The organism is Microbacterium ureisolvens (genome assembly GCF_019511645.1).
Classification (GTDB): Bacteria; Actinomycetota; Actinomycetes; order Actinomycetales; family Microbacteriaceae; genus Microbacterium; species Microbacterium ureisolvens_A.
Window position 1 is genome coordinate 1 of the sequence record NZ_JAEUAX010000018.1, and the last position, 20973, is coordinate 20973.

The window sequence follows — 20973 nt, forward strand, 5'->3', positions numbered from 1 at the left end:
GTCCTCCTCACCCAGGAGAACGAGATCCCCGGACTCGTCGCCCAAGAGCTCAAGCGACTCCACCCCGACAAGATCATCGTCCTCGGATCCGACGCCTCCATCACCGACAACGTCCTCACCCAAGCAAGAGCCTTGGTGCCCTGACCACAACTGCCGCCTCGGACTCGGGAGCCTGATGAATTCGCAACGCGTTAGAAGGCTTACGACACACCGAGGGCCACGAGGACCCAGGAGCTTTGGCTGCAAGCGGACGGCCGGCGCTTGCGGCGCGCCTCATCGGCTACGTCCGCGGCCAGGCAGTCAGCCCTGAAGGAAGGGGCTCTCTGAGCTTCCGAGGCTAGTTGCAGCCTCCGGCCGACGCTACGTCGGCGCTCAGAAACCGATACGAAACTTGCCTGCAACCGCTCTTCCGAAGTTGCGGGTCGCGCCGAGAATCCCTGTGGTCTGCTTCAAGTCCCAGGCTGTCGACTCAAGCTGTCGTGTTACCGCTTCTAGTCGCTCCTCTGCAGCGTCAGCACGGTCGCGCTCGTTGCGTTCGGACTCGAGTACGTCGCTCGCCGCGCGCCCGCCGAAGTCAGCGATCAGCCCTTCGATCTGCCGATTCGCGCGCCGGAGTTCAGCGAGGAGCGGACCGGAGGGCAGAGCGGGCGCCTTGCCCTGGAGGATCCGACGCTTCGGGATGACCGGCCACTCGTGGTCGGGCGAGTCGAAGTTGTCGATGTCGAGCACGCGCACGGCAACGTCCTTCGAGCGAAGGGCAACGAGCACCGAGAGCTGATCGCGCCGCGAGTAGCGGAGTACATGGTCGGCCCACACGCGCATCGCCGACGCAACGGCAGGCGTCCGGCGGCGGACGAGCATCCCCGTCCAGAGCGGACGCGCTTCCAGCACTTCCGGATACTCGACCGAGTAGTCCATGAGCTGCTCGTACACGCGGCTGCGATCGTCGTACTGGAGTCGCACCACCTCGTCGAACTCGTCGACGAGCTGCTCGCGATAGCCGTGGCTCGACAGGGCGATGTCGAGGCCGTCGGTGAGCCAATCCTCGACGATCTGCTCCGGCGACCTGCGCAGCAGGACCGACGCGTCGATGTACAGGGTCACGTCGTATTCATCGAGCGAGTCGTGCCCGAGGATCTTGTACATCCGCGCGCTGCGAACCGGGTCCTGCGGGAACGCGCGCTCGACACGACGGATCTCCCAGGTCTCACTCGTCAGGTCGGGGTCGTCAGTGAAGCAGATGAAATCCGCGGTGCTCGTCGCTGCGACCGGTTGCTCGATGAGCCCGTCATACTGTCCGATCAGCGCGGTGTACACGCAGATTCTCATCGAAAGTGGCCCCTCTCGGTCGTGGCCCTGCGCGCTTCGGGTAGGCGGAGGGGACTCGTTGTGACGCAGTTCGCCCCTATACGATCCGCGCACCTCCACCGTACCGCGTCGCACCGGGGGTCCCCTGACGGCTGTGGACGACGAAAGCACACGACTGCCGTCGAGGTACCGTAGATGGATGGACAGGGGGACTCGGACTCCGGCGACCGCTCGCGCACGAGGAATCGCCCGGTCTCTCGCCGTCGCGTTCGGCGGGCTTCCCCATTCGGTCGGCACCGTCGACAGCCCGCCGCCCCACGTCGCCGGCGACATTACCCGCCTGTGGTTGCGCAACTCCCGCTCCCAGGAATCCGTCGTCGACACCGCCTCGACCGAGATCGTCACTATGACGACGCACGGAGAGCGGCTGCGCGACGTCTGGCTCGCCATCGAGTCGATCGGGCGCGGCACCGTGAAGCCGCATCGTCTGGTGCTGTGGCTCGATCGCCCGCTGCCGCGCGTCCCCTGGCGCCTTCGCCGCCTGCAGCACCGTGGCCTAGAGGTCCGTTTCACCCCTCCTGGGCTCGGCGTGCACACCAAGTACTGGCCGCTGCTGTCCTCGGAATCCCTCGACCGTCCGCTCGTGATGAGCGACGACGACATCGTCTATCCCGAGACGTGGCTAGAGGAGTTGCGGGGCGCATACCAGAGCTCTCCCAGGTGCGTCATCGCTCATCGTGCGCATGTCATCGGGATGTCATCCGAGTCCGAATTCACTCCCTACGCCTCCTGGCGCCCCTGCGAGTCGGACGCGCCGAACTACGCCCACTTCGCGACATCCGTATCGGGGCAGTTGCTGCCCCCCGCCCTGCAGAAAGCGATCCGCGACGACGGCCAGGGGTTCCTCCGCAGCGCACCCACCGCGGACGACGTCTGGCTCCACTACGAAGCGGTCAAGCACGGTTTTCCCACGCGCCAGGTGCTCGATCGGCAGCAGCATTGGTGGTTCATCCCCGGCTCCCAGCAGACCGGTCTCAATACCGTCAACGTCGCGGGCGGTGAGAACGACCGTCAAATTGCCGCGACGCATTCGCCCGAGACCCGGCGCCGGATCTGGGCCGAGGTCGCGGCGATCAGCTGAGCGAGACGTCGGTGTGGATGGTGCCGGTCTGACGCTCGTCGACGGGCACATAGAAAGCAGCGGCCTGCCATGCGACATCGAGTGAGCGTCCGTCGGCGTCTTGGAGGTCGACGTTGACGAAGTACTGCCCGCCCGCGAAGCGGACGTCGCTGAGGCGATAGGTGATCTCGGCCTCCCCGGCGGGCACCGCGGGATGGTTCGTGCCGAGTCGGCGGCTGCCGGTGCCGAACACCTGCTGTCCGTTGGACGTGTCTATGCTCACGCTCGTGTTCCACGCCTCGACGGGACGCGAGTGCCTCACCTTCACGCGCAGCGTGACGGTCTCACCAGGTGCGACGTCGCGGACGACCTCGCCGTCCTCGTTCTCGACGAACACCCCGAGGACCTCCCCGTGCGCCGCCGGCTCCCCCACCGTCTGCGCCGCGTGCTCGGACTCCTCCCGCTCGACGGTCTGCTTGCGCTTGCCCTCGAGGATCTCTCGATGGACTCGAGTCGCGTCCGCGGCGGATCCCATGAAAGCGATCTGACCGTCGCGCAACACGATTCCCTCGTCGCAGACCTCCATGACCTGTGCGGCCGAATGGGATACGAGGACGATGGTGCGCCCTTCCTTCTGGAACTGGCGGATCTTGTCCATGCATTTGCGCTGGAACGCTTCGTCGCCCACCGCCAGGACTTCGTCTACGAGCAGCAGATCCGGATCGGTGTGCACGGCCACCGCGAACGCCAGGCGCACATACATGCCCGAGGAGTAGAACTTCACCTGCGTGTCAATGAAGGGGCCGATCTCGGAGAAGGCGACGATGCTCTCGAACGCGGCGTCCGTCTGCTCCCGCGACAGCCCGAGGACCGCGGCGTTGAGGTAGATGTTGTCGCGCCCGGACAGGTCCGGGTGGAAGCCGGCGCCGAGCTCGAGCAGCGCGGCGAGGCGACCGCGGCGACGGACGCTTCCAGACGAGGGATCGATGATGCCGCCGATGACCTTCAGCAGGGTGCTCTTGCCCGACCCGTTGGTCCCGATCAGGCCGATCGTGCGCCCGGCTTGGATCGAGAACGACACGTCGTTCAGGGCACGGAACTGCTCCTGATGGGCCCGCCCCCTTCTGCCGAGCGTGACGACCCGCTCTTTCAGAGAGTTGTCCTTTCGGATGACGAACGTCTTGGACACAGAGTCGACGACGACGATATCCGGTGCGGAAGCGGTGGCAGCGTTGACAGAGGACACGATCAGAGCTCCTGCGCGAAGTTGCCCTGCAGACGTGCGAAGGCTCGCTGGCAGATCCAGAACAGGACCAGGCCGACGACGAAGGCGACGAGCATCCTCAGCTCGAGGTGGGGCGGGTAGTCGGCGGCTGTGCCGGCCGCCCAGAACGTCCGGTGGAAGCCCAGCACCGCCAGTGTGATGGGGTTGTTCGTATACACCTCGAGCAGCCACTGCGGCAGGCCGAACTGGGCGAAGACGTCCTTCACCATCGTCCAGCCATAGACGATCGGAGAGGCCCAGAGCGCGAGCATGAGGAGGATCTGCGTGAGGTACTGGATGTCACGCAGGTAGACGTTCAGCGATGACAGCAGGATGCCGAGGGCCGCCGCATAGACGACGATGAGCAGCACCGACGGGATGAAGTAGACCAGCCCGCCGAGCGATGGCGGCGTGAGCAGAACGAAGCAGGCGGCAGTCAGCACGACGACCTGCATACTGAATGTGAACAGGCCGGAGCCGATCGACGCGAGCGGGAAGACCTCCCGCGGCACATAGACCTTCTTGACCAGCCCGGAATTCGCGACGATTGAGGCGGTCATGCCGGTCAGAGTCTCGGAGAACAGGCCGAAGATCGTCAGGCCCGAAAAGACGTAGATCGCGAAGTTGTCGATGCCGCGGGCAGCGCCGAGAATCTGACCCATCACCAGGTAGTAGATGAGGAGCTGCACGATCGGGTTGATCAGCGTCCACAGCAGCCCGAGCGCGCTGTCCTTGTAGCGCGCCTTGATGTCGCGGCGGACGAGCAGACCGAGCAGCTGGCGGTGCGACAGGACGGCGCGCAGCGATGCCCAGGTACCTCGGCCCGCTCCACCCGTGAAGATCATGGGCTCGTCGCGGAGGCGCTCGAACCGAACGAGAGCACTGTCAGTCACGATAGCTCCGCACTCCCTTTCGACAACAGCCCACAACTATACCTGCGCGTGCCTGTGAGCTCCGCCCCAGCCCGGGCTCGCTCAGCCGACCGGATAGTCGGCGTTGTAGCGGTCGAGCACCTCGTCGATCGGAGCATCCATTGCCAGGCGATGCTTGTCGAGATAGAGGCCGCGCGTGCAGAAGCGGCGCAGGTCCCGCTCGCTGTGAGAAACGAAGAACAGCGTGCGCTGCTCGGCGAGCAGCTCGTCGATGCGGTTATAGCACTTCTCGCGGAAAGCCTTGTCGCCGACGGCGAGCACCTCGTCCACGAGGAGGATTGGCTCCTCGAGCTGGGACACGACCGAGAACGCCAGACGCACCTTCATGCCGTTGCTCAGATGCTTGTAGGGGGTGTCGACGAAGTCGTCGAGCTCCGCAAAGTCGATGATGCCCTCGAAACGGCGCGCGACCTCCGTCTTCGACATCCCATGCAGTCCCGATGTCAGCCGGACGTTCTCACGGACGGTGAGGTCGCCGACGAAGCCACCCGTGATCTCGATGAGAGGAGCCACACCGCCGTTGACGGCCACCGACCCCTCGTCGGCCAGAAGCACGCCGGCGACGAGCTTGAGAAGAGTGGACTTGCCCTGGCCGTTGCGGCCGACCACGCCGATCGACTCACCGGGCTTCACGTCGAAGCTGACGTCGCGCAGGGCCCAGAACTCCCCCGGCTTCGAGCGACGCGTCGAGTCCGAGAAGAGGTCTTTGATGCTGCGCCTCCCCCGCCTGTTGCGGCGGAAGCGCACGCCGAGGCCCTGCACCTCGATCGCGAGATCAGATGCCGTCATCACAGCTCCTTCAGCACGGGACGTTCGAGCCGGCGGAAGACGAAGATCCCGAGGGTGAGGAAGAGGAAGGACATGATCGCCCCCATGCCGATGACCCACGGATCCCACTCCTCCGGGAAGAATCCGACGCGGTACAGGGCGAAGATCCCCGAGAGCGGATTGAAGGCAGCGAGCGTTTCGAAAACGCCCGGAAGGTCCTCGACTCCGTAGATCACCGGCGAGGCATAGAACAGAGCGCGCAGGATCAGCTTCGTGGTGCGCTCCAGGTCCGTCCACAGCACACACAGCGGTGCGACGAGCAGCCCGAGCCCCACGAGGAGCACTGCCTGGAGGAGGACCGCCACGGGGATCCACAGGAGCCCCCAGTTCAGCTCGGCCGGGTAGTCCGAGAACTCCGATATCACGACGAACAGCGCCAGGACGGGCAGCGAGCAGAGGAACTCGATGCCCTTGCTGAGGACGATGCGGTTCACCCAGATGGAGCGCGGGATCGCGGTCGACCGCACGAGGCGCGCGTCCTTGTTGAACGCGCGTGTGAAGTCCGACACCGCTGAGTTGAACCACACCCATGGCAGCAGCGCCGTGATCAGGAACACGATGTAGGGCTCATGCCCGACCGTGCGCTTGAACACCTGGGTGAAGACGAACCAGTAGATCGCGCTCATGACCAGCGGGTCGAGGATCGACCAAACGTACCCGAGGGCGCTGGTCGAGTAGCGCACCTTGAGATCGCGCGCCGACAACAGCCACAGCGAGTGTATATAGCGCCGGGGCGATCCGGGGGCGCCGACGGCGGCAGTGCTCACGATGTCGAGTCTAGGCTGGCGCAGTCACGCGAGCTGGTTGTTCCACATGGAGAGCGCTGAGCCGATCGCCATGTGCATATCGAGATACTGATATGTGCCGAGTCGGCCGCCGAACAGCACACCCGTCTCGCCCTTGGCGAGTTCGCGGTAGGCGAGCAGTCCGGCCCGGTCCTCGGGGGTATTCACCGGGTAGTACGGCTCATCGTCACGTGTCGCGAACCGCGAGTACTCCCGCATGATGACGGTCTTGTCGGACGGGTACCGGTCAGCGCGCTCCGGATGGAAGTGCTTGAATTCATGGATTCGCGTGTAGGGGACGTCCGCATCGGCGTAGTTCATCACCGAGGTTCCCTGGAAGTCCCCCACCGAGAGGACCTCCTGCTCGAAATCCAGCGTCCGCCACGAGAGCGCCCCTTCGGCGTAGTCGAAGTACCTGTCGACCGGCCCCGTGTAGACGACCGGCACCTGGCCCACCGTGGCTTGCCGGTTCAGGGGCTGCGACTCGTCGAAGAAGTCGGTGTTCAGCTTCACATCGATGTTCGCGTGGTCGGCCATGCGTTCGAGCCACGCGGTGTAGCCGTCGGTCGGCAGCCCCTCCCACGTGTCGTTGAAGTACCGGTTGTCGTAGTTGTAGCGCACCGGTAGCCGACTTATCACCTCGGCGGGTAGCACCTTCGGATCGGTCTGCCACTGCTTTGCCGTGTAGTCGCGGATGAAGGCCTCGTAGAGAGGGCGGCCGATCAGGGCGATGCCCTTCTCCTCCAGATTCGCAGCATCGTCAGCTTCGAATTCCCCCGCCAACTCGTGCACTAGAGCTCGAGCCTCATCCGGCGAGTACGCGGCCTCGAAGAACTGATTTATCGTCCCGAGGTTGATGGGCAGTGGAAAAACCACGCCATTGTGGTTCGTATAGACGCGGTGCACATAGCTCGTGAACGATGTGAAGCGGTTGACGTACTCCCATACCTTCTGGTTCGAAGTATGGAACAGGTGCGCGCCGTAACGATGCACCTCAATGCCGGTCGTCGGCTCGTTCTCGCTGTAGGCGTTCCCGCCGATGTGAGAGCGGCGATCGATCACCGTGACCTTGCGCCCTGAAGCAGCGGCGCGCTCCGCGATCGTGAGACCGAACAGACCCGAGCCGACGACGAGGAGGTCAGATCCCACGCGGGTGTCCCTTCCTTTGAAGACATGGGCCCTCTCAGAGTAGTCACCGGCGCCTAGTAGGCTGTAACGGCCATGCACACGTCCCCCGAGCCGACGCTCATCATCGTTCCCGCGTGGAACGAGGAGCGCAACGTCGGCAATACGGTGCGAGAGATCGCGCGAGCCCATCCCGAGTACGACATCGCGGTGGTCGACGACGGTTCCACTGACGCCACCGCTGCAGTCGCGCGTGCCGCAGGCGCGACAGTGCTCTCGCTGCCGTACAACCTCGGAGTCGGCGGCGCGATGCGGACCGGTTTCACCTACGCGCAGCGACGCGGCTATCGGCGCGCGATCCAGGTCGACGCCGACGGGCAGCACAACCCCACAGACATCGAGCGCGTCCTGGCTGGCCTCAAGTCCGCGGACATCTCGATCGGCGCTAGGTTCGACGGCGTCGGCGACTACGACGTCCGGGGCCCGCGGCGGTGGGCGATGCGTTTTCTCGCGTCTGTGCTGTCCCGCGTGGCCAAGACGCGCCTCACTGACGTGACGAGCGGGTTTCGCGCGGCAGGCCCTCGCGCCATCGCGCAGTACGTGCGCTACTACCCGGCGGAATACTTCGGCGACACGCTGGATTCTCTGGTCGCCGCATGCCACGCCGGTCTCAGTGTCACCCAGGTGCCCGTCGCGATGAGACCTCGTGCACATGGCAACCCGAGCCAGGGCACCGTCGGCTCGATCGTGTATCTCGCCCGGGCCGTGTTCGCCCTCATGCTCGCGGTCATGCGCCGCCCGGACCACCGGGCCTCAGTCGATCCGGAGTCTGTGGCGTGATCGCTTTCTATGGAATCATCTTCGCGCTCTTCATCATCGGGATCGTCCTATGGATGCTCCTCACGCGCCGCTTGCGAGAGAAGTACGCGGCGCTTTGGCTGGTCATCGCACTTGCTGTCCTGATACTCGGTGTCTTCCCTGGGTTGCTGCTCGGCCTGACGCATTTGCTCGGCGTCGCTGTCCCAGCGAACCTCCTGTTCGCACTCTCGACGGTGCTGCTGATCGGGGTCGCCCTGCACCTCTCATGGGAACTGTCCCAGGTCGAAGACGAAACCCGCCGACTGGCCGAAGAGGTCGCGATTCTCCGCGATCAGTACGAGTCGCTCGCTCCGCGACAGGACCCGGGGCTCCCGGGCCCCGACGGCGATGAGCGGCGGACCGACCCCGTCGGCTGATATGGTGGCGGGCTCCACCGCAAGCGGGCTGCGTGCGGTACTCATTTCGACGGTGGTCGCGGGAATCGTGGGTTATGCGATCCAGGTCGCCGCGCCCGCGCTCCTGCCATCGCAGTCCACGTATGTCTCATTTTCCGTCTTCTGGTCGACGCTCTATCTGTGGGTCGCCGCATTGGCCGGCATCCAGCAGGAGGTGTCTCGCGCCACGCATCCCGCCGACGGCGCCCGACAGCACGCGAGCCCCCTTCGACGGTTCGCCGGGTTCGCGGCCGTGATCGTAGCCACTGGCGCGGTCGCGTTCGGCCTGCTGCTGGGCAACGTCATCATTCCCGGCGCCGCGATGTGGCTCGCTGTGGCGCTACCGCTCGGCGTGGCAGGTTATGTGCTCTCAGCCGCCCTCGGAGGAGTGCTGTATGGGTTGAGGCTGTGGACCGCGGTAGCCTTCACGACGATCCTCGACGCGTTGCTACGAGCGATACTGGTTCTCCCGGCTCTGGCAGCACATGTCAGCGTCCCGTTGCTCGCCCTGCTGGTGGCGCTTCCCTTCGGCATTGCGTTCACCCTCACTTGGCTCGTCTTCCGCCGGCAGGTCATCGGTCGGTTCGCGCTCGATGTTGGCATCCGAGGTCTCTTCGTCAACTCTTCGAGCACGGTCATCGCCGCTACCGCGTCGGGGTTGATGATCAGTGGTCTCCCCATGCTGATCGGTGCGACCTCAGCGCAGGTGAGTGCATCGGTGACAGGAGCGCTGATTTTGACGATCACTCTCACGCGAGCGCCGATCGTCATCCCGGTCATCGCTCTGCAGAGCTTCCTTATCGCCGCAGTCTTCAAAGACACCAAACTCAGCCGCGGCAGCCTGAAGCGGATCGTCGCCATCGGGGCGTCGGCAATGGCCATTCTGGTGGCGGGTGGCTGGATCATCGGCCCATTCGTCGTGTCCTTCATCTCCGGGAGCCGCTTCACGATCGACGGATGGCTCGTCGGCGTGATCGTCCTCAGCGCCGGCCTCACCGCGACCATGTGCATCACCGGACCAGCGCTCATCGCATTGCGACGCCACCGCGCGAACCTCGCCGGATGGGTCATTGCGGCCCTGCTGACGCTGGGCGCGCTGGTGGTGCCGTCACCTCAGGATGTTCGTATATCGATCGCGCTGATCGCCCCGGTAACCGTCGGTCTGGCCGTCCACACCTTCGCACTTGGACGCAGGGTGCGAGCACAGACGACCTAATGAACGGCGAGCTTGTCGAGAGCTGCCAGCACATCGCGGACCGACACCGTGGCGATGCAATGCGGCTCGAGGGCGACGCATGCGCTGGTGCAGGGCGCCAAACCACGCGCAGGCCTCACCACCTCGACGTCACGACCCCACGGGCGAAACCTGTCCGGACTGTTCCGGTGCGTCGGATCGCCGTCGGCCGGATGCGGGGAGACCACGACCACGGGGCACGCGACGGACGCGGCGATATGGGCCGGCCCGCTATCATTGCCGACGAACGCTCGAGCACCCGCAAGGAATCCGGGTAGCTCGCCGAGCTGGATCGTGCCCGGTGCCGCCGTAACGTGAGCTCCGAATCCACTAACGATGCGTTCCAGGGTCTCGCGTTCACTCGCCGCCCCAATCACCACGACGGAGGTGAAGCTCTCGAGCGCGGTGATCAGCTTCCTCCAGGACTCAATCGGCCATTGCCGCTTCGGCTCCACGGAAGTGGGGTGGATGACGACGGGGGCCCCAGGGCTGAGCTCACGATCGACACCGAAGAAGTCGAGACCGAATCCAGCGTCGATGGTGCCGCCGAGGCCGATCGACGCCATCAGCGCTCGTAGATGCTCAACCTCGTGCTTCGACGCATCAGGGCTGGCGACGGCGACGCTCAGCAGGCGACCTTCCCTGCGCTCTCGCGACGTCAACGCGGGAACGAGGCGCGGGTCATGCCCCACGATGGGAGCTTGCTGGGCGGCGGCGAGGAGCCGGGCATTGAAGCCAAGATCCGTATCCCAACGAGGGAGGATAACCAGGTCGAACTCATCGCGCAGGCGGCGTCCGAGCGCTGCTGCGCGGCGCCCGGTGAGCCACGACGCCGCTCGGATCTTGCCCAACGTCCCTCCGGGCGGCGGCGGAGCGACGATGGTCCCTGCGAGGAAGTCGACATAACCGACTGCACCCGACCTGTTGAGCAGGGCCCGATATCCGCGAGGAGCGACTACCGTCACGTCCCGCACGAATTGAGACCCACGCAGTGCCGCCAGAAGCGGAATGGTCAGCAACCAGTCGCCGATGCCATCGTTTCGAACTACCGCGACACGGATGCCACCGGATGCGGAGGCGCGCGCCAAGTGCTCGAGCACGCGACCGGGGGGAAGATCCTGTGGGATCGTTCGAGCCGCTCGCGCACGTAGAAGCGATAGCGCCTGAACGGCAACGCCCGCAGACTGATGCACGCTACGTGAGGTCATCGAACATGCCTTCTACGGGCAGAATGTTCCACCCGGTAAGAGACCACCGAGCGCCCCTCCTGGTGAGCAGACCCGCGCGGGCGGGTCCCAACGAAAGCGCGCGGCCATCTGCAATCGGCAGACCTAAGAACTCCAACGCTAGCGCGCGGAGGAACTGGCCGTGCGACACCAGAACGACGATCTGCCCCGCTTCGGTCGCTGCAGACTCCACTACAGTGCGCGCGCGCACCTGCACAGCAGCAGGAGATTCGCCTGAGCGTGCCGGTGGACCGTCGAGGAAGAGATTCCACTCAGGATTCTCCCTACGGAATCGATCTGCCTCCACCCCCTCGAGGCAGCCAAGATCCCACTCAAGGAGACGCTCGTCCCGCAGCGCTCGAGCGAACCCGGCGGCTGTTGCCGTGTCGGCTGCGCGGCTCAGCGGGGATGTCCTCACACGTAGGTTCTCTGCACTCGCCAACGTAGACCGCCACCGCTCTGCCTGACGCCAGCCAAGCTCTGAGAGAGGATAGTCAACCCTGCCCGAGTAGCGACCCGAGGCGCTGTGCGCAGTAGCCCCATGCCGGAGCAGGATCACATGGCGGACGTTCACATTGCCGCTCCGACTTCACTCTCCGAGATGGGTCGCAGCGCGGAGCGGGGTACCGCGTAGGTGCCCGCGTGAGCGACAGCCACCGCCGCAGCGTGATTCGCCCAGCGAGCCGCTTCCCGTGCGGTCGCACCCTCGGCGAGTGCCACGGCGAGCGCTGCGGTGACCGTATCTCCAGCGCCGGTTACATCCGATACCTCGATTGCGTGACTCGGGATCCGCTCAAAGCCCGAGTCGTCGTGGATGAGCATGCCCTGGGCACCGAGGGTCACCAGGACCGCGCTTTCGGTCGCTTCCGAGATAATCTCTGCCGCACGGACCGGGTCGGTCGTCCTCGTCATCGCGGCTGCTTCGTGATGATTGGGCGCGATGATCGCACAGCCGCGGAAGCACGATGGGTCCAGCCGCTTTGAGTCGACCACGACCGGCCGTCCGTGCACGCGCGCGGACGCGATCACCGTCTGGGCCACCGACGCGCTCACGGCTCCCTTCGCGTAGTCGGACAGGACCACGCTGTCGGCATCCGCGACATCTCCAAATGCCGCGACAATCCGATCAGCCGCGTCGTCGGACAGCTCTTGCGCTTCCACGTCGAGCCGCATGATCTGATGAGTTCCAGCAAGGAAGCGGCGCTTGACCGTGGTCGGAATCTCAGGCAGTCGAGCGACCGACGACACCATCCCGCCGTCGTCAATAAGCGAGACCAGAGTGTCGCCGTGCGCGTCCAGCCCTGCGAAGCCGCCTAAGCGGACCTCGGCCCCAAGCGATCGCGCGTTCGCAGCGGTGTTGGCTGCGCCGCCCAGCACCGTGGTCGTCTTTGGGTTGAGTAAAACGACGACTGGCGCCTCCGGGCTCAGGCGGCTAGCTGTGCCGTGCTCGAACACGTCAAGCATGAGGTCGCCGAGGACGGCGACGACCCGTGCGCGCGTCATCGACGGGACTCCCCAGCCGACGTGATCTGCGCGGTCGTGGAGTAGCCGTCCAACAGCTCGAGGTAACGTACTTCCCCGCCCGCCGCTTCAACGGTCGATGCCTCCAGCAGATCCAGGCCGCGGTAGTCAGCGCCCTTCGCGTGGACGTCGGGCGCGAGGTGCGACAGGAGGCGGCGTGGGTCGTCGTCGTCCATCACCACTACATGGTCCACGGCGACTACGTGCGAAAGGTCGGCAAGGCGATCCGCGAGCGGACGAACAGGGCGCGACTCGCCCTTGATACGGCGGACGGACTCGTCGGAGTTAACAAGCACGCAGAGCTGGTCGCCTGTCGCGCGGGCGGCTGAGAGGCTCGCCCGGTGCCCGGCGTGGAGCAGATCGAAGACGCCGTTCGTGGTGCTCAGCGTCTGCCCGGACGACCTTAGCCACGCACGATAAGCCTCTAGCTCCGCCTCGGTCAGGATGAACGGAAACCTGTCCGCGCTGGCGTCATCGTCGATCTCCGGGACGAGATGGCGCTCGCTCAGTTGTGCGAGCTCGTGGAGGATCAGGTCGTGCGCCTCCTGAACACGTGCAGTCTCGCGCAGAGGCACAGAAAGCGAGGCGTCAGCTGCGAGCTCATTGCGGGATCCTGTCAATGCGATCGTAAAGGCTCCCTTGTCGCGCCCCGCGGCGATGGCGACAGCAACGTTCTTACTCGTTCCGCTCGTAGAGATCCCCACTACCACGTCTGCGGAGGTTGCAAGCGCACGGACCTGTCGGGAAAAGACATGCTCGTAACCGTAATCGTTGGCGATCGCCGTCATCGCGGACGTGTCTACGGTGAGGGAGATCGCAGGGAACGGTACGCGATCAGAAGCCAGCTTGCCCGTGAACTCCGCGGCGAAGTGTTGCGCGCATGCCGCACTGCCACCGTTCCCAAACACGAGGAGCTTCCCCCCCGCGCCCAATCTGTCGGAAATCGTCTGCGCAATCGCGGCGATCTCGCCACTGAGCTCGGCAACGGCCAGCGCCGCGTACGCACCTCGTCGCGCCGCATTGCGCACGAGTGCTTGTGCGGCAGCCGGCGTCAGCACAGAGTCATCCAAGGTAGGTCCTTCCAAGATCGGTCCGCAGCACGTCATGAGGCGCGGGGAGGGGTCGAACAATCGTAACGGTCGAGCGTGTGAAGCACTTTGTTGGTGAAGCGTCCATCAACCACCGGAATGGGGATCAGTCAAAGGCTTGCCGTCCATAAGAGCCGGGCCGAGGTAGCGCATGAGCGAGCGCGCGAACGTCTCCGATACATGGTTGTCGTCCGCGTAGACCACGACATCACCGACGAGCCCGTAGCAGCGGTCGGCATCGCATGTCGCCTCCTGCGGACTGACCACCCGGATGCGCGGCCCGAGAGCGGCCGCCGCCTCGGTGTAGGGCCCCTTGACGTACGCCACCGAGAGGGGCTGGCTGCACTCGACAGCGGGATCGGCCGATTGCGCTACGCAGGTGGGCACCTCCCGCTGACCAGTCGCGGGAAAATCGTGCATGAGCACCACCTGTTTCCCGGAGTCCGCAACTCGGCTGAGCGTAGAGACGATGTCGTCGCTGGTCAACGCGGGCATGTCAGGTTTGGTTAGTTCGGTGTAGCCCCACTCGTACGAGGTGTAGACGACCGTGGAGATATCGTCGCGCGAGATGAGGTGATCCGTTACGCGCCGGGTCCAGTCCGCGCAGGCTTGCTCCATCTCTGGAGTCTGCTGGTGGAGTCCTATCGCCTGCTCACTCATTGCGGGACACCCGAACCGCGTGAATGTCTCCAGCCTCATTCCGGCCGAGGCGAGGTACTCGCCGAGCGGGTTGGTCAGCGCGGCCGCGTGCGAGTCGCCGACGATCGCCACTGTGCCATTCGTAGCGGCCTCGTCACCGAGGGCGCACGATCGCCAATCTTCGTCGAACCACGTCAAGCACCACTCGGGGTCGAGATCCGTGTATGGCAATACCGGGTCGACTCCGGGCGTCAACTGGTAGGGCTCCGGACAATCGCTCGCCCCTAGAACCGCGTTCGCGCCAAGACAGCCGCTCTGGTCTGTGACGGCTTGTTCGCGTGCTGCTGCCTCCTCTGCTGCTGTGCCCTCCCTATGGCTCACCACAGCCACCGAAAGCGAAATCAGTACAACCGCGCCGATGAGTGCGAGTGCGAAAGCGGGCCATACGGGTCGAGCGCGTCGCCCGAGGCGCCGAATGGGATCCTCGACTGACAGCTTGGTGATCCACGCGAGCGCGACCGCGATCGCGAAGATGATGATCCCTTCAAGAGAGGTGTGGCGTCGCGCCGTCACCATCGCGAACCCGATGATGAGCGGCCAGTGCCAGAGGTACAGCGAGTACGAAATATCTCCCAAGACCTGGACAGGGCGCCATTGCACCGCTTGCGCGATGGGACGAAGACGGGGGAGACCACCCGCGATCACCAGCAGCGTGCCTACGACGGGCACGGCCGCCCATCCGCTCGGGAACGGTGTCGACGAATCCATCAAAAGGCCGGACGCCAAGATCATGAGCAAGCCCAGGATCAGTGGAACGCCGAGTCGCTCGACCAATGGATGTGAACGGAACTTCTCGATTACCTGCGGGAACGTCGCGACTGCGAGAGCGAGCACGCCACCCAACGCAAACTCCCACGCCCGCGTGAATGTGTCGAAGTAGGCGTGCGCGGGGGCGAAGCGGGTGGCGGCCACCGAGTAGATTCCCGACCCGATAACGACGGAGGCCATCACGATCCACAGCGCACGGATGCTCACACGACTGCGTCTTGCCTGCCCGCGCCGAATCGCCAGCACCCCCGCGATCACCGTTGTACCCATGAGCAAGAGTGGCCAGAGGATATAGAACTGCTCCTCGACGGACAGCGACCAGTAGTGCTGGACCAGAGTCGGTGCATTGTCTCGGGCGAGATAGTCGACCGCGTCGTTTGCCAGGACCCAGTTCTCGACGTAAGCCGAAGCCGCTCCGATCTGTTTGAAGGTGTCGGTTGCGACAGTGGTCGGCGCGTAGAGCAACGTGAAGACCCAGCACACGGCTAGCACGAGGAGCGATGCGGGCAGCAGCCGCCAGATCCGATTCGCCCAGAACCGAGCCGGTCGCATGGCGCCGCTCGGCAGCAGCGATGCGACCAGATGCGAAGTGATCAGGAAGCCGGAGATGGCGAAGAAGACATCGACGCCGACGAAACCTCCGGGCAACCGCCCGGGGTAGAGGTGGTAGACCACCACGAGGAGAACCGCGACGGCGCGCAGCGCCTGCACCTCAGGCAGGAAAGTACGCGTTCGGTTCTGTCGATCGACTCTGCGGGTGGAGACGGCCTCGGCGACCGTCATTTCAGCAGGTTTCGTGCGGCCATCTCGCTGAGCGAGCGCTCGTAGGACTCACCCTCCACCGGCTCGGTCAGCACCCAGTTCGCGAATCTCTTCACGCCGTCTTCGAACGACACCCGCGGCCGGTAGCCGAGAACGTCCGCGAGGCGAGACACGTCGGCCACGTTGTGGCGGATGTCGCCGAGCCGGTAGTTTCCTGAGATCCGCGACGAGACGCTCCGGCCGTACGCTGCGGCCAGAGCCTCGACCACGTCGTTCACCGTGGTAGCGACACCCGAGCCCACATTCATCACCTGTCCGGCGGCAGCGGGTGTGACGGCGGCGAGGAAGGTTGCCTCGACCACATCGTCGATGTAGACGAAGTCACGGCTCTCGAGACCATCCTCGAAGATGTTGATCTGCTTGTTCTGCCTGATGAGGGTCGAGAAGATCGACAGAATGCCGGTGTACGGATTCTTGAGCGACTGCCCTGGGCCGTACACGTTCTGGTATCGGAGCGAAACCGGCTCGATGCCCAGCGTCGGGCAGACGGTCATGATGAGCGACTCCTGCATTTGCTTCGTGATGCCATAGACGCTCGACGGGTGCAGCTTCGCCTCCTCGGTGGTGGGTACCATCTCGAGCGCCCCCTCCCCCGGCATGTGCACGGCGAAGTCACCGGCCGCCATCTCCGCGTCGGCTCGATGCGGCGGGTAGACGATCCGTCCATCCTCGGTCCGATAGGCTCCTTCGCCGTAGATGGAGCGCGACGACGCGATGACGACGCGACCGACCGAGTGCGGCTCGTTCGCGAGGATGTCCAGGAGCTTCGCGGTTCCACCGACGTTCGCCTCGGTGTAACGGTCGATCTCGTACATCGACTGCCCGGTCCCGGTCTCCGCGGCCAGATGAACGACGATCTGGGCGCCGTCGAGCGCGCTGCGGATGTCATCGGCCGAGGTGACCGTGCCGCGGACGACAGTGGCGACACCGTCTAGGCTGCGCAGCAACGGAGACGTGCGCTCCGGATCGTCGCCGTGCACCTGGGCGATCAGCGAGTCGAGTACCGTCACGCGGTGACCGTCGGCAGCGAAACGCGCGGCAAGGCGCGTGCCGATGAAGCCGGCGCCTCCCGTGATCAGGACGTTCTTGGGCATGGCGAAGTTCCTTGGGTGCTCGTCCCGCCGTCGGGGATGCGCGGACGCGGCGCTAGACGGCGAAAATATGGGCGATGGTCGATTCTACCCCGGCCATGTTCCCGTGCCGGATGACGGACGGAAGCTCCGCGACGCCGTGCAGGCGCGACATCGCACGGAACCGGGCGGCGCGTGCCGTGCGCTTCCAGCGCTGCGACTGCGCCAGCCGGTGGGCCTCGGCATAATAGGTCCGCTCGTCCCGGAAGCGCCGGCCGTCGAGCAGCGTCTTCTGAGAGGCGCTGCCGCCGTGTCGTCGATACGAGAAGGCGACCTCGGGGTTGAAGGCGAGCGTGCCGCCTTCGAACGCGATGTCCATGAGCAGCGCGAGGTCCTGGATGATCGGGAGTCCGTCACGGAAGTCGGTGCGTCTCAGCGTCTCGGTGCGGAACGTCAACGATGGCCAGTACAGCCAGTCGCCGCGGATGAGACTCGTCGCCATGGCTTCGCCGGTCAGGACAGCGATCCCCGGCCCGCCCCGGGGTGCGAGGAGGCCGGACTTGACGCGGTCGACCAGCGGACGGATGTTCCGGCCGGTCTCGTCGATGACCGCGACCCCAGGCTGGACGACATCGGCATGCGGCACGGCATGCAGCGTGCGACGCACCACCGACAGGTAGTTCGGGTGGACGAGATCGTCGCAGCCCAGGATCGTGATGTGGTCGGCCGTGGCTCGCCGGATCGCTTCGCGATAGTTGTCGGTGATCCCCAGGTTCCGCTCGTTGCGGACGTACTCCACCCGATCGTCCGCTAGCCGTTCAAAATAGGCCGGAACGGAGTCATCCGGGTAGCAGTCATCCAGGATGACGAGACGCCAGTCCTGGTCGTTCATCGCCCGCACCGAGTCGACGGTCTCGAACAAGAGGGCCGGGTCGCCCCAGAAGGGCACGAAGATCTCCGCAGTCACGCCGCACGAGTCTAGCCCAGCCGTCCGAAACCCTCGTGTTAGCTTGTCTTGTCCCGCACGCCCGGGCTCCCTGCTCGCCCCAGAGGACCGCTGTGTCAGCACCCCCCGTCGTCACCGACCCCGCGTCGCGTGCCCCCTCGCCTCCCGAGGATCTCTCAGCCCGGCGGCGTCGGCGAGTGGGCCTTCTGGTCTTCGTCGTCCCCACCTTGCTCTACCTCGTTCTCATCCTGCTCGGGGCGACGACGTCGAACATCGGGATCAGCGCTCTGCGAGAGGATCCGCAGCATCCTCTCGGTCTCCACCTGGGGGGCTATCAGAGCGTTCGCGCGGACGAATTCGGTACGGGATCTCCGATCTGGCTGGGCCAGATCACCCGCAACGGGAACCCGGCGGAACTTCCACTGAGCGCTTCGGGTGACCTATTCGCACAGCTGCCCACGGGACCGGTCTCCGGCGCGGTCTTCTTTGAGAGCACACTGTTCCACCTCGCGCCGCTGGTGCCCGCGGAGATGCTCTTCGCACTGAAATGGTGGCTCCCGACTTACCTGCTGTTTCTCGGCGTTCCGGTGCTCCTCCGACAGGTCTCAGGACGGCTCCGGTGGGGGTACCTCGCAGCGGTCGTCATCGCGGCATCTCCCGCGACCGCGTGGTGGTCAGGGATCCCGGTCAACACATTGGGCTTCGTGACGGCGGGATGCGCCCTCGCGGTGTACGGCGCACGCTCCCTGTCGTCGCGCAATTGGCTGGTGAGCGCGGGCGCGTTCGTCGCCGCAGGCATACTCCTGGCGCGCACACCGACGTACTACCAGCCGACGGCGATCGTGGTCGGTCTGCCCATCGTGCTCGCGACCGCGGTGCTGATCCTGACGGACCGATCTCGGCTCCGAACACGGATCGCCGCCATCGCCGCGGTGACCGCTTCAGGCCTCGCGTGGACGGCAGGCCTGTTCTGGGAGAGCCGCGACGCGATCGCCTCCGGTTTGTCGACCGTGTATCCCGGACTGCGGCAGAGCGGCGGGCAGGCACTGGACCCGGGTTTCGTCTTCGGCGCGACAAATCTCGGCTGGCTGCGATTCCAGACCGTCGGCGCGAGTTCCAATCAGTCGGAGATCACCACGTCCTATCTCGCACTCGCCGCGGCCGTCATCGTCGTCCTCCTGATGGGACGGATCCGGGGCGGCGCGCGCTCGCGCTGGATCATCCTCGCGGTGACGATTCCGACGCTGTTCTGGGCCGCCTGGGCACTCCTGAGCTGGGGCGAGTGGAGCGCCACGATCCCGGTGATCAACCGAGTGCCCGCGAACCGGGCAGCCATGGGGGTGGGCTACCTCGCCGTCGTGGCGTTCTGCATCACGATGTCGCTGTACCGCGTCACCACTCCGCGCCGGCACTTCGTCACGGCGGCGGTCTCCGGCGCCTCGGTTGCAGCGCTGTCGGCCTGGGGCGGGATCTCGCTGGTCACCTCGGGGCTCATCGCCGAGCTCGCTCCCTGGATGATCACGCTGTCGGCCGTCGTCTCGGGGCTCGCTGTCTTTGTCCTGGTCCGCTGGCCGGGACGAGCGTGGTCCATGCTGGTGGGCGGCGCGGCCGCGGCCGCCGTGACCATCACTGCGCAACCGGTGACTCTCGGACTCGGCGACCTCCGCGAGAGCCCATCGGCGCGCCAGATGCTCTCATGGGGTGAATCGAGTCGACAGGACGGCACCCTGTGGGCAGCGGACTCCGCTGAGATGGTGTCGCTCATGACAGCCACTGCTGTGCCGTCGCTCAGCTATCGCCAGCAGATTGGCCCCAACCCGGGGCGATGGGAGCTGCTTGATCCCACGCGCGCCCACGAGTCGATGTGGAATCGCGGAGGCACCCACATCGAATTCGAGTGGGCCGATTCAGGAATCGAGTTCGAACAGCCCTACGCTGACACGGTCGTCGTGAGAGCGTCACCGTGTGCGGTCCAGGAGCGGATCACCGAGCTCCGTCACATCGTATCGATCCGACCGCTCGACGCATCGTGCCTCATCGAGACAGACCGGCTCACCTGGTCGGGTCGGATCCAGTACGTCTACGACGTCGTTCCCGAAGCCTGATCCCGCCGCTTCGCGTCGTACCGGAGACCGTCTCGCGCGCCACGGAAGAACGCGCCCACCTTGCGTGGGCGGTCGCCCTCGAACAAGAGCACCTTCGCCCATGCCTTGCCCATGTACGACAGGTCCTCCCAGAACCAGGCGCCGAAGCCGTATCGTCGGATGAGGACCAGGCGGTTCCTGGACATGTAGTACTGCCGCATGGGCGAGTAGTCGGCCACGAAGAAATCCCGTCCGAAGAGGCGGCGCGGTACCGCTCCGCCGAACCGATGGTCGAGCACGACGTCGAACGCCTTCAGGTTCTTGAGACCACGGCGCCGCGCACGCAAGCTGATGTCGTGGTCGACATAGTCGATGAACAGGCCCTCGTCGTGGAGCCCGATCCGCTCGACCACCTCCCGGGAGAACAGCGCCCCTGAGCTGATGAGCGTCGCGCGCACGCCGATTCCGGAGCCGCGTTCGCGCCGGAACTCGTGACCGGTGACCCCCGAGCGCAGTGCCGGGCCGACGATCCCGGCCCCCGCTCCGAACGACCGGTACGCATCAACGAGCCCCTGCACGAGTCCGGGCGGCGCGGTGCTGTCTTGGTCGAAGATCACCGCGTACCGGTGCCCGGTCTCGAAGACCCTCCGCATGCCGGCGTTGAACCCGGCGGCGACACCGAGGTTGCCGGGCAGATCGATCACCTCGACGGCCGCGATGCCTCGTAGCTGCTCGAACACTTCGGGTTCGGCGCCGGGCGAGTTGTTGACCACGACGATCGCGGACACCTGAGGAACGAGCGCGAGGACATTGCCTACGAGAGATGCATCGGGATGATAGGCCAGCACGACGGCACCGACGTTCTGATCATCGTCCGCATCCTTCACGTGGTCTATTCTC

At 65.4% G+C, this 20973-nt stretch carries 19 protein-coding genes; 5 read left to right on the top strand and 14 right to left on the bottom strand.

What is annotated here, in order from left to right; genetic code table 11:
• Positions 1–372: 372 nt before the first annotated feature.
• Complete coding sequence (locus JNB61_RS18945) at positions 373–1317, bottom strand: glycosyltransferase domain-containing protein (RefSeq protein WP_220340651.1); 945 nt, start codon at positions 1315–1317, stop codon at positions 373–375.
• 190 nt (positions 1318–1507) lie between these two features.
• On the opposite strand from JNB61_RS18945, the gene JNB61_RS18950 reads away from it, so the two are divergent.
• A complete protein-coding gene (locus tag JNB61_RS18950; RefSeq protein WP_220340652.1) occupies positions 1508–2449 on the top strand; it encodes a hypothetical protein in 942 nt (313 codons plus the stop codon).
• On the opposite strand, the gene JNB61_RS18955 is transcribed toward JNB61_RS18950, so the two are convergent.
• The 5 genes from JNB61_RS18955 to glf form a co-directional block, all read right to left on the bottom strand.
• Positions 2442–3674, bottom strand: a complete 1233-nt coding sequence (locus tag JNB61_RS18955; RefSeq protein WP_220340653.1) for an ABC transporter ATP-binding protein — start codon at positions 3672–3674, stop codon at positions 2442–2444. The two genes, JNB61_RS18950 and JNB61_RS18955, sit on opposite strands and share 8 nt — an antisense overlap.
• A gap of 2 nt (positions 3675–3676) precedes the next feature.
• The gene (locus JNB61_RS18960; RefSeq protein WP_308291306.1) at positions 3677–4585 is read right to left on the bottom strand and encodes an ABC transporter permease; all 909 of its coding nucleotides are present in this window, start codon (positions 4583–4585) and stop codon (positions 3677–3679) included.
• An 81-nt stretch (positions 4586–4666) separates the two neighbouring features.
• Positions 4667–5413 carry an ABC transporter ATP-binding protein gene (locus JNB61_RS18965; protein ID WP_220340654.1) on the bottom strand — a complete coding sequence of 249 codons (747 nt, stop codon included), beginning with the start codon at positions 5411–5413 and terminating at the stop codon, positions 4667–4669.
• Positions 5413–6219: an ABC transporter permease gene (locus tag JNB61_RS18970; protein ID WP_220340655.1), complete on the bottom strand. Its 807-nt coding sequence runs from the start codon at positions 6217–6219 to the stop codon at positions 5413–5415. Before JNB61_RS18970 ends, JNB61_RS18965 begins: the two co-directional genes overlap by 1 nt.
• Before the next feature lie 24 nt (positions 6220–6243).
• Positions 6244–7386 carry a UDP-galactopyranose mutase gene (glf, locus tag JNB61_RS18975; protein ID WP_220340656.1) on the bottom strand — a complete coding sequence of 381 codons (1143 nt, stop codon included), beginning with the start codon at positions 7384–7386 and terminating at the stop codon, positions 6244–6246.
• Positions 7387–7458: 72 nt separating this feature from the next.
• Here glf and JNB61_RS18980 point away from each other — a divergent pair, with 72 nt between their 5' ends.
• The 3 genes from JNB61_RS18980 to JNB61_RS18990 are packed head-to-tail and all read left to right on the top strand — an operon-like array spanning position 7459 to position 9831.
• Positions 7459–8202 (top strand): glycosyltransferase family 2 protein, encoded by a 744-nt coding sequence (locus tag JNB61_RS18980; protein ID WP_220340657.1) that lies wholly within the window; start codon positions 7459–7461, stop codon positions 8200–8202.
• Positions 8199–8597 carry a DUF2304 domain-containing protein gene (locus tag JNB61_RS18985; RefSeq protein WP_220340658.1) on the top strand — a complete coding sequence of 133 codons (399 nt, stop codon included), beginning with the start codon at positions 8199–8201 and terminating at the stop codon, positions 8595–8597. The genes JNB61_RS18980 and JNB61_RS18985 overlap by 4 nt, the downstream gene beginning before the upstream one ends.
• 4 nt (positions 8598–8601) lie before the next feature.
• Positions 8602–9831 carry a hypothetical protein gene (locus JNB61_RS18990; protein ID WP_220340659.1) on the top strand — a complete coding sequence of 410 codons (1230 nt, stop codon included), beginning with the start codon at positions 8602–8604 and terminating at the stop codon, positions 9829–9831.
• Here JNB61_RS18990 and JNB61_RS18995 read toward each other — a convergent pair.
• The 7 genes from JNB61_RS18995 to JNB61_RS19025 all read right to left on the bottom strand — a co-directional run bounded on the left by JNB61_RS18995 (position 9828) and on the right by JNB61_RS19025 (position 18010).
• Complete coding sequence (locus JNB61_RS18995; protein WP_220340660.1) at positions 9828–10949, bottom strand: glycosyltransferase family 9 protein; 1122 nt, start codon at positions 10947–10949, stop codon at positions 9828–9830. The two genes, JNB61_RS18990 and JNB61_RS18995, sit on opposite strands and share 4 nt — an antisense overlap.
• 94 nt (positions 10950–11043) lie before the next feature.
• On the bottom strand, positions 11044–11649 hold the full coding sequence (locus JNB61_RS20670; protein ID WP_220340661.1) for a histidine phosphatase family protein: 606 nt from the start codon (positions 11647–11649) through the stop codon (positions 11044–11046).
• Positions 11646–12578, bottom strand: coding sequence for a PfkB family carbohydrate kinase (locus JNB61_RS19005; protein WP_220340662.1), 933 nt, complete (start codon positions 12576–12578; stop codon positions 11646–11648). Before JNB61_RS19005 ends, JNB61_RS20670 begins: the two co-directional genes overlap by 4 nt.
• Positions 12575–13654: an SIS domain-containing protein gene (locus tag JNB61_RS19010; protein WP_308291307.1), complete on the bottom strand. Its 1080-nt coding sequence runs from the start codon at positions 13652–13654 to the stop codon at positions 12575–12577. The genes JNB61_RS19005 and JNB61_RS19010 overlap by 4 nt, the downstream gene beginning before the upstream one ends.
• A 117-nt stretch (positions 13655–13771) precedes the next feature.
• Entirely contained in the window at positions 13772–15934 is a 2163-nt protein-coding gene (locus tag JNB61_RS19015) for an acyltransferase family protein (RefSeq protein WP_220340664.1), read from the bottom strand.
• Positions 15931–17067: an NAD-dependent epimerase/dehydratase family protein gene (locus tag JNB61_RS19020; protein ID WP_220340665.1), complete on the bottom strand. Its 1137-nt coding sequence runs from the start codon at positions 17065–17067 to the stop codon at positions 15931–15933. The genes JNB61_RS19015 and JNB61_RS19020 overlap by 4 nt, the downstream gene beginning before the upstream one ends.
• 52 nt (positions 17068–17119) lie before the next feature.
• The gene (locus JNB61_RS19025; protein ID WP_220340666.1) at positions 17120–18010 is read right to left on the bottom strand and encodes a glycosyltransferase family 2 protein; all 891 of its coding nucleotides are present in this window, start codon (positions 18008–18010) and stop codon (positions 17120–17122) included.
• 92 nt (positions 18011–18102) lie between these two features.
• Here JNB61_RS19025 and JNB61_RS19030 point away from each other — a divergent pair, with 92 nt between their 5' ends.
• Entirely contained in the window at positions 18103–20094 is a 1992-nt protein-coding gene (locus JNB61_RS19030; protein ID WP_220340667.1) for a DUF7657 domain-containing protein, read from the top strand.
• Here JNB61_RS19030 and JNB61_RS19035 read toward each other — a convergent pair.
• Entirely contained in the window at positions 20070–20960 is an 891-nt protein-coding gene (locus JNB61_RS19035; protein WP_220340668.1) for a glycosyltransferase family 2 protein, read from the bottom strand. The genes JNB61_RS19030 and JNB61_RS19035 overlap by 25 nt on opposite strands.
• Positions 20961–20973 lie beyond the last annotated feature (13 nt).

Coding starts and splice junctions, on each gene's coding strand:
- JNB61_RS18950 (WP_220340652.1), top strand. CDS start 1,508: ATGGACAGGGGGACTCGGACTCCGGCGACCGCTCGCGCACGAGGAATC.
- JNB61_RS18965 (WP_220340654.1), bottom strand. CDS start 5,413: ATGACGGCATCTGATCTCGCGATCGAGGTGCAGGGCCTCGGCGTGCGC.
- JNB61_RS18980 (WP_220340657.1), top strand. CDS start 7,459: ATGCACACGTCCCCCGAGCCGACGCTCATCATCGTTCCCGCGTGGAAC.
- JNB61_RS19005 (WP_220340662.1), bottom strand. CDS start 12,578: ATGACGCGCGCACGGGTCGTCGCCGTCCTCGGCGACCTCATGCTTGAC.
- JNB61_RS19015 (WP_220340664.1), bottom strand. CDS start 15,934: ATGACGGTCGCCGAGGCCGTCTCCACCCGCAGAGTCGATCGACAGAAC.
- JNB61_RS19020 (WP_220340665.1), bottom strand. CDS start 17,067: ATGCCCAAGAACGTCCTGATCACGGGAGGCGCCGGCTTCATCGGCACG.